The sequence below is a fragment of the Rhodococcus sp. NPDC060090 genome (assembly GCF_042729855.1).
Taxonomy (GTDB): domain Bacteria; phylum Actinomycetota; class Actinomycetes; order Mycobacteriales; family Mycobacteriaceae; genus Rhodococcus.
The window spans coordinates 275,545-283,422 of record NZ_JBHWXB010000007.1 but is presented as its reverse complement, the minus strand read 5'-3'; the positions used below and the strand labels follow the sequence as shown (position 1 = coordinate 283,422).

At 61.4% G+C, this 7,878-nt stretch carries 7 protein-coding genes and 2 rRNA genes; 7 read left to right on the top strand and 2 right to left on the bottom strand.

The genetic code is table 11. The annotated features are described in order from the left end of the window. Positions 1-146, top strand: a 23S ribosomal RNA gene (locus ACFWCF_RS12475); the annotation flags it as partial. A 151-nt stretch (positions 147-297) separates the two neighbouring features. Then, positions 298-414 (top strand): 5S ribosomal RNA (gene rrf / locus ACFWCF_RS12470). 176 nt (positions 415-590) lie between these two features. Here the strand turns inward: rrf and ACFWCF_RS12465 are convergent. Beyond that, entirely contained in the window at positions 591-1,367 is a 777-nt protein-coding gene (locus ACFWCF_RS12465; protein ID WP_378561455.1) for an SDR family NAD(P)-dependent oxidoreductase, read from the bottom strand. 16 nt (positions 1,368-1,383) lie between these two features. Continuing rightward, on the bottom strand, positions 1,384-2,652 hold the full coding sequence (locus tag ACFWCF_RS12460) for a cytochrome P450 (RefSeq protein WP_378561452.1): 1,269 nt from the start codon (positions 2,650-2,652) through the stop codon (positions 1,384-1,386). A 241-nt stretch (positions 2,653-2,893) separates the two neighbouring features. On the opposite strand from ACFWCF_RS12460, the gene ACFWCF_RS12455 reads away from it, so the two are divergent. The 5 genes from ACFWCF_RS12455 (at position 2,894) to ACFWCF_RS12435 (ending at position 7,874) form a co-directional block, all read left to right on the top strand. Then, on the top strand, positions 2,894-3,469 hold the full coding sequence (locus ACFWCF_RS12455) for a TetR/AcrR family transcriptional regulator (RefSeq protein WP_378492167.1): 576 nt from the start codon (positions 2,894-2,896) through the stop codon (positions 3,467-3,469). Between the two features lie 299 nt (positions 3,470-3,768). Beyond that, a complete protein-coding gene (locus tag ACFWCF_RS12450) occupies positions 3,769-4,677 on the top strand; it encodes an MlaE family ABC transporter permease (RefSeq protein WP_378492166.1) in 909 nt (302 codons plus the stop codon). Then, positions 4,678-5,532: an ABC transporter permease gene (locus ACFWCF_RS12445; RefSeq protein WP_378492165.1), complete on the top strand. Its 855-nt coding sequence runs from the start codon at positions 4,678-4,680 to the stop codon at positions 5,530-5,532. A 3-nt stretch (positions 5,533-5,535) separates the two neighbouring features. Next, on the top strand, positions 5,536-6,840 hold the full coding sequence (locus ACFWCF_RS12440) for an MlaD family protein (RefSeq protein ID WP_378492164.1): 1,305 nt from the start codon (positions 5,536-5,538) through the stop codon (positions 6,838-6,840). After that, on the top strand, positions 6,837-7,874 hold the full coding sequence (locus ACFWCF_RS12435) for an MCE family protein (protein WP_378561449.1): 1,038 nt from the start codon (positions 6,837-6,839) through the stop codon (positions 7,872-7,874). Before ACFWCF_RS12440 ends, ACFWCF_RS12435 begins: the two co-directional genes overlap by 4 nt. Positions 7,875-7,878: the final 4 nt, after the last annotated feature.

Genomic DNA, 7,878 nt, shown 5'->3' with positions numbered 1-7,878 from the left:
TCTAAGCGGGAAGCCTGTTCCAAGATGAGGTTTCTCACCCTTTGATGGGGTAAGGCCCCCGGCAGACCACCGGGTTGATAGGCCAGAACTGGAAGTCGGGTAACCGATGGAGGTGACTGGTACTAATAGGCCGAGGACTTACCATGAAGGTGCTACGCGTCCACTGTGCGGTTTCTGAAACAGCACGCTCGCTTGCGCGAGTGTTGTCGAGTGAACGCTGTCTTTTCTTTCGGGAAGGGCGGTGAATCACACGACATCACTCGAGGGACGTGAGTGATGTCGTGTGTTTCACAGAGTTACGGCGGTTATAGCGATAGGGAAACGCCCGGTCCCATTCCGAACCCGGAAGCTAAGCCTGTCTGCGCCGATGGTACTGCACTCGACAGGGTGTGGGAGAGTAGGACACCGCCGAACACCCGTTCCGGGAGGGGCTCACACATTGTGTGGGCCCCTTCCGTGTTTGTGTTGTATTTGCTGAAAGTGTTTGGGGGGCCTGCTGATGCGGGCCCCCCAAACACTTTTCCATCCCCCGGTGGCGACTCCCATCATGGTCGCCACACGCCTCCCCGCTTCAGGGCCGTGGTCACGGCTCAGAGATACCAGCCGCCGTTGACTCCGATGATCTGACCGGTGATGAAGCCGGCATCGTCGGAGCAGAGGAACGCGGTCGCTGCTGCGACGTCGTGTGGTGTTCCCGTCCTGCGCACCGGTGTCATGCTGGCCAGTGTTTCGAAATTGATCAGCATCTCACCGGACTCCTCTGCCGCGCGTGCCATGGGAGTATCGATGATCGAGGGCGGAATCGTATTGGCAGTAATGCCTTTCGGCGACAATTCGTGTGCCAGTGCCTTGGTGAGAGCGATGACTCCCCCTTTGGAAGCGACATAGTGCGCACGATCGCGGGCGCCGGATTGTGCACTGGACGACGAGATCGTGATGATGCGACCCCACCCGGCCTCGATCATGTCGGGCACCGCAGATTGCACGCTGTTGAATGTTCCGGTGAGATTGACGTCGATAATATGTTTCCAGTCGGCGAGGTCGATCTCGGTGAACGGAGCAGTGGCCTCGATGCCGGCACTCGTCACCATGATCTTCACGGCGCCGAGTTCGGCGCGAACCTTCTCCATTGCAGTATCCACCCCGGCCCGGTCGACGACATCGACTTCGAATGAACGGGCAATGGCGCCTTGTTCGTTCAGCTCGTCGGCGACCTTCTGTGCCGCGGCGCCACTCCTGTCGAGCAACGCGACGGGGTGATGCAGTGCGGCGAGCTGACGTGCTACGGACAGGCCGATTCCGGAGCCTGCTCCGGTGACAACTGCGACTCTGTTCGTGGTCTCGGCACCAGCGGTGTGGTCGACCATGTGGTCATTCGTCCTTTCAGCCGACGGGGGTGAATTCGAGATGGAGTTCGGTGAGGCCCCGGAGGATGTACGTCGGTTCGTATCTGAAGTCGCGTTCGCCGGCGGGACCGTGCTCGGCTTCCGAGACCCGAATGTCGTGCATGCGGTCGAGGATGCGTTCGATCGTCACGCGTGCCTCGACGCGTGCCAGCGGACCGCCGGGACATGAATGGACACCTCGTCCGAAAGCGATGTGTTCGCGTGCATTCTCGCGATCGATCTGAAGCTCGTGGGGATTTGCGAATCGGGCGGGGTCTCGATTCGCCGCGGGAAGCGACACCATGACCACTGTGCCCGCGGGGATCTGGACATCGCCCACCGTCGTCGTCTTACGGGCCAGCCGGAAGTCGCTTTTGACCGGGCCCTCCATGCGAAGCATCTCCTCGATGAACGGCGGAATCAGACCGCGGTCCTCGCGAAGCTGCTTCTGGAGTTCGGGTTTCTCGGCGATCTGGAGCAGCATCGAGGTGATGAGCCGCGCCGTGGTGTCCTGGCCGGCGCCGAAGAGGAAAGTGGCGAGCCGGACGAGCTCGACGACATCGGGAACTTCCCCGTCGGGATACTTCGCGTCGGCCAGAATAGTGAGGGCGTCGGGACGTGGTTCACGTCGGCGGTCTTCGAGGAACGCCGTGAACTTCTCGTCCAGGAACTCGAGAGGATTGGAACCAAGGGCTTCGCCCTCGGTCGATCCGACCTTCTGCGCGTTGAGGTGCTGTTGGAACGCGTCGTGGTGTTCCTCCGGAACTCCGAGTAGATCGGCGATGGTCAACAGCGCGAAGGGAACCCCGTAGCCGAAGAGGGCTTCGAACCTACCGGATGCGTGGAACTGATCGATCAGGCGATCGGACAGATCCCACATGAAGTGTTCGTTCTCGTCGAGCCGGCGCGGTGTGAACAGACCGCTCACCAGGCGTCGGATGCGGGAATGCTGCGGTGGATCCATCGTGACCAGGTGTTCGTACATCGGAAACTGTTCACGGTGTGCATCGATCTGAGCGTCGATGTTGTCGCTCTCCACCGGGAACGGTAGTGGAGGGAACGGGCCGATCGGTGCGACGATGTTGGAGAAACTCGCCGTATCGCGAAGTACTGCAATGACTTCGTCGTATCCCGTCACTGCGATGACGTTCTGTGAGGCATCCAGTCGACGAACTGGACACTGCGAACGGTGATAGTCGAAGAACGGGTGTGGGTCGGAAACGAAAGACGGGTCCGTGAAGTAGTCCTTCGTATCGAAGTCGTTCAAGCCGAGCCTCCTGTGCGGAACCTGCTCATTGCATAAAGAATTGCAGCACAGCTAGATTCGATGGATCCAGCTAGCGGAGCCCTGGGCTGAGGGGTGTGGCCTCCGAACGCTGTGCACCTGCTTAGCATTGTCTGTGTCATGGATAACACACATGGGTGGATATGGTCAACATCACATCTGTTACCCAAGCTAGGATGTCGCAAAGTTGCAGCCGTGCAACTGAGAAAAAGGAGGTTGGCGGATGGCGTCGTCGCGCAGGCTCGGTGCACCGGATGCGAAGAATCGAACGGTCCTGCTCGATGCGGCAGAACGCTTGATGATCGAAAAGGGATACGCAGCAGTAACATCCAGAAGAGTTGCTGATGAGGCCGGCCTGAAGCCGCAGTTGGTGCACTACTACTTCAGGACGATGGACGACCTGTTCCTCGAGATCTTCCGCCGCCGTGCCGAGCAGGGCCTGGCTGTTCAGGCCGAGTTGATGGACGCACCCAACCCGTTGCGGGCGCTGTGGGAGTTCAGCACGAGCCCAGCAGGCGTTGCGGTGACCATGGAGTTCATTGCGATGTCGCGCCACCGTGAGGCCTTGCGGGAAGAGATCGCGAACTATTCCGAACAGTTCCGCGCAGGCCAGCGAGCTGCTCTCGACAAGATTCTCGACCGCGTGAACCTCTCCGAGAAGATCCCTCCGGTCGTGGTCTCGGTACTCATGACCAGCTTGTCCCGAGTGCTGGTCATGGAGGAGTCCTTGGGCGTGACCGGCGGCCATGCGGAGACGATCGAACTCGTCGAGTGGGTCCTGAGTAAATTCGACGAATAGTCATTCCTGCAGGTAGAGGCATATATAAGAGCGGTTATCAAAGCCGTCACGGCACGAAGATGTAAAGCATCATTGCAATTGCGAGAACTCTATTCTACTTTGATGCATGTCAGATGCTCGTTCGTAGAGTGACCGGTCCGGCCGCGGGCATCGGGGTGTGCGGCCGGGGCGCCTGAATGCGGGCGCATCCCGTCTGTCGGTTCTTCGTGCCGGCCGGGACCGTTCTCGGTGTGAAATGAAATTTCATTTTCCGACGCGCAGAGCATCTTTCGTACAGAGTATGAGCGACGACCGATCGAATGTCGGCCGAGCTCTTCGAATTCTTCCGCTCGCGAAGGGGATCGACTGTGGCAGAAGAGGGTTCCACTTCCACCCATGAGCAGTCCGCTACAGGCGAGATCGATGAATGGGCACGAGGGTATGTCCGGCGCCACCCCGTTGCCGCCCTCGCAACAGTGGGGGAACAATGCAAGCTCGGTGTCCGAACCGTCCACCATCTTGTGGTGGACATCGCCACCCTTCGGTTCCCTTTCGTGGAGTTCATTCGTCAGGCAGCGTTCATGGCGTCGGCGTCTGCACTGCCCACGATCTTCGTCGCGATTCCGATCGGAGTGACCCTCTCGATCCAGTTCGGGTTACTCGCCGGACAGGTCGGAGCGACCTCGCTGGCGGGAGCGGCAAGCGGGCTGGCCGTGATCAAGCAGGGCGCCCCGATGGTCGCGGCGTTGTTGATGGCGTCTGCGGCCGGCTCCGCCGTCTGCGCCGATCTGGGTTCGCGCAAGATCCGAGACGAGATCGACGCTCTCGAAGTGATGGGGATATCGGTGGTCAGGCGACTCGTGGTTCCGCGGTTCGCCGCGGCAATCCTGGTCGGCCTCGCGTTGACCGGACTCGTCTGCTTCGTCGGTTTTCTGTCCGGATATCTTTTCAACACCTTCGTGATGAACGGTACGCCGGGTAGTTTCGTTGCCACTTTCGCGTCGTTCGCGACGGTCGGCGACTTCGTTCTCACGATGATCAAGGCCATGGTGTTCGGCGCGATCGTTGCGGTGGTCGCGTGTCAGAAGGGGCTGTCGACCAGTGGCGGCCCCGCGGGTGTAGCGAACTCCGTCAACGCCACGGTGGTGGCGTCGATCCTGCTTCTGATGATCGTCAACGTCGCCTTCACACAGCTGTACGTACTGCTGTTTCCGCGGACGGGGTTCTGAGTGGCTTCCCGCTACTTCCCCCCGGGAGTGAGGCCGATCGTCACCGCGGTCAGGTCTCAGGCGACGGTGATCGCTCGTCTCGGCCACATGGTGACGTTCCTGGTGCGAGCACTCGCCGCGATCCCCACCACACTGCGGCACTACCGGAAAGAATTCCTCAGGATTCTTTCCGACGTGACCTGGGGTAACGGGTCCCTGGTCGTAGGTGGCGGCACGGCAGGCGTGATCATCGTGCTCGGGGCGGCCGCGGGAGCGATCGTGGCAATCGAGGGGTACAACGCGCTGCACCTCCTCGGGCTCGAGCCGGCAACCGGGATGATCGCGTCCACCGCCACGACTCGGGAACTCGCGCCCATCATGGCGTCGCTTGCCTTCGCTGCGCAGGCCGGCTGCCGGTTTACCGCGCAGCTCGGTGCCATGCGGATCTCCGAGGAAATCGACGCGATGGAAACGCTCGCGATTCGGTCCATCCCCTACCTCGTGACCACAAGGCTTCTTGCCTCAGTGGTGGCGGTGATTCCCCTCTACCTCGTCTGCTTGGCGGTCAACTACGTCGCGGTGCAGGTTGTGATCGGTATGGCAGGCGGGGTCTCGTCCGGAACCTACGACCACTACTTCTCCTTGGTCCTCAGCGGCACCGATATCTTCTACTCGCTACTGAAAACCATCGTCTTCGTCATCATCACCACCACGATCCAGTGCTACTACGGCTACTACGCCGCCGGTGGTCCGCAGGGCGTCGGTACTGCGGCCGGACGAGCGATGCGAGCGAGCATATCCGCGATGATCGTGATGAATCTTCTGCTTACCCTTCTTTTTTGGGGACTCGGCTCCGGCGCAAGGCTCGGGGGGTAGTCGATGTCGTTTCTGTTGGAGAGCGATCCGCACAAGGCCTCGCTCCGTGACCTCGTCCTGCGGGGCAGCATTGCGCTCGTGGTGGCGGTGTTGTTCGTCGCGGGGATTCTCGCCAAGATGGGCGGTGTTTTCGACAAGGGTTACGACATCACCGCGACCCTGGCCGACGTCGGGGACGGCCTACCCGCCCGGTCCGACGTCAAGTTCCGTGGTGTTCTCGTCGGGGAGGTGAACGACGTCGAACTCCCTGCGGGGGATGGTGCCAATCTCGTGAATATCTCCATCCTGCCCGAACATCTCGCAGGAATCCCCGCAACGGTGACCGCACGCGTGGTGCCGAGCAACGTCTTTGCCGTCTCGTCCGTGCAGTTGGTCGACAACGGACCCGCGCCCCATCTCGAAGAGGGGGCAACGATCCCTCAGGACGAGAGTTTGTCCACGGTGCAACTGCAGACAGCATTGACGAAGCTTCGCGACCTCACGGCCGCGACCGCACGTCTCAGCTCGCAGGAGACTCTCGGAGTCCTCGCCACCGTGGCGCAGGCCACCGATCGGCGGGGCGACGACATCGTCCGTGCGGGAGCGCAATTGCAGCGAATCGTGCATGAGGTCGGCGCCGTCGTGACTCCCGACGGCGGCCCGTCGACCCTGTCCGCACTGGCGGATGCGGTGGAAGGATTGCAGCACTCGGCGCCGGAACTGCTCGATGCCGTCAATCATGCTGTCGTGCCCATGCGCACGATAGCGGAGAAGCAGGAGCAACTCTCGACGCTGTTCTTCGGAAGTGCCAACACGCTCTCGACGATGGCGACGTCGCTGGAGAACAACACCGACCGGATCATCGGCATCACCACCGAACTCGAACCCGTGCTGGGGGTGGTCGCCGACGGCGCCCACGAATTCACTCCGATCGTCACCAGGATGAATTGGATCTCGGGAAAGTGGTGGACGGAGTTCTGGCCGGTCGGCCAACAGAACGGCACAGGCAAGTTCGTCTTCCAAGCGACGCCCCACATCGAGTACACGCGCACCGACTGCCCCCGCTACGGAGATCTGGCCGGGCCCAGTTGCGCCACAGCCCCGGACACGGGCGCTCCACCTGTGGCCGAACGACTCGGATCGACAAGCACGATCGAGCGGGCCCCGATAGGAGGCAACGTCGGACAGGTCGGTGCGCCAGCCGAGAAGGACATTGTCGATCAGATCCTCGGCGGTGACTTCGGCGGGGCGGCAGACCTTCTCCTCGGACCCATCACACGCGGCGTCGACATCCGAGTGACCCCCGAGACGGACGGAGCGCCGCGATGACGATACGGAAGCCGCTGATCGGCCTTATCGTGTTCCTCTTGATCTCCGCGGGGTTGACCTGGCCGGTCGTGGTCACCCTGCAGCGAGGAGTTCAGGGTTCGACGAGCTCCTACTCTGCGGTATTCAGTGATGTGTCGGGTTTGCGTGTGGGCGACGACGTCCGGATGGCCGGCGTGCGCGTGGGCCGGGTCGACTCGATCTCGCTCGACGAGACGGTTGCGAGGGTCGGGTTCAGCATCGACTCGTCTCAGCAGGTGTTTGCGAACACCGAGGCAGCGATCACCTATCAAAGCATCATCGGCCAGCGCTATCTCGGACTTTCTCTGGGCCAGACCTCTGATACGGCGATCCTCGAGGCCGGCGCTGAGATACCCCTCGCGAGAACAGAGCCGTCCTTCGATATCTCCGTGTTGCTCAATGGGTTCGAACCCTTGTTCAGTGTGCTCGACCCGGAACAGGTGGACAACATCACGGCCTCTGTGATCGCCGCGCTCCAGGGCGACGGCGGATCCGTGACCACCCTTGTGGCCGAGACATCGAGACTTGCGGAGTCGATGGCCGAGCCGGATCGCATCCTCGGCGACATCATCGTCAACCTCGACGGCATCATCTCCGATCTCGCATCGCAGAGCGGTGAGATCGACTCGGTGATCACCGGTGCACACTCGATCTTCACGGAGCTGAACGCCAGGCGCCCGGAACTTGTCGGTTCGCTCGACAGGATCGCCACCACAGCCGACAGCCTTGCATCGCTCACCGGTGAAGTGCAGCCGGATCTGCAGGAAATGCTGCGCAGACAACCGGGTTTCACCGGCCACTTCGTCGACACCAAACCATCGTGGGAGTACTTCGGTTTCAATCTCCCCGGTCTTCTGAAGGGGCTGGCTCGTGTGAGTGAGGACGGTGCGTACCTCAACGCCTACCTGTGCAACATCAACGCCACCCTCGTTCCCGAATTGAGTCATGTCATCCCGTCGATCGTGGCGGGGGCCACTCCCGGCGGCGAAACCAAGAACTCCCCGATCTGTAGGTGACGGC